This is a genomic window from Streptococcus sp. S784/96/1 (assembly GCF_902729355.1).
Classification (GTDB): Bacteria; Bacillota; Bacilli; order Lactobacillales; family Streptococcaceae; genus Streptococcus; species Streptococcus caledonicus.
In genome coordinates, this window is sequence record NZ_CACVCC010000078.1 from 1 (window position 1) to 655 (window position 655).

The window sequence follows — 655 nt, forward strand, 5'->3', positions numbered from 1 at the left end:
ATAATACCTCCCACTCTCTTTCTAAGCTAAACATCTGGTCACAATAAGCCAAACCTTTGCCCCCTAAGGAAGTCTTGTCTGTCTGCTTCGGTGTTGCTTCAAAGAACTTCCTTCTGACATGTGCCCAGCAACCTACTAGTTCTGCCTTCTCTAATTGCCTATAAGCCGACCACATATCACAATGGACATCCCCCTCATACTCATCTAGAAAATTCTTGACGACCTGCCCACTTCGACTCTTGTCATGATAATAAAGGGTAATTCCCTTTTTGGCATGCTTGCCTGATAAAAACGTTCAATAGTAGGTCTTCAGACTGTCGCTTTCTAATACCTGATAAGAGGTTTCATCCGCATGAAGAATAGGCTGTTCCAGCAACTTCTCGTGTAGAAAGTCATAAAGAGGCTCAAAATAGTATTGACTTGATTTGATATGCCAGTTGGCAATTTCTTTGCGTGTAATGAGCAAGCCCATTTTATTCCAATCCTCTTCTTGACGATAGTTGGGAACCTTCAAATTAAATTTCTGACGAATCGTATGAGCAATGATAGAGGCAGATCCCAAACTATGTGATAAGGAAGCTTTAGGAACAGGAGCCTTAATAATCTTATCAACGTGTCCCTCCTCACTGCAACTTTGACATTTATAGGCATGTTG

General features: G+C 41.4%; 1 pseudogene. It reads right to left on the bottom strand.

Going from position 1 to position 655, the window contains the following annotated elements:
* Window positions 1-655: pseudogene (locus tag GZ996_RS11650) on the bottom strand (IS66 family transposase); the annotation flags it as partial.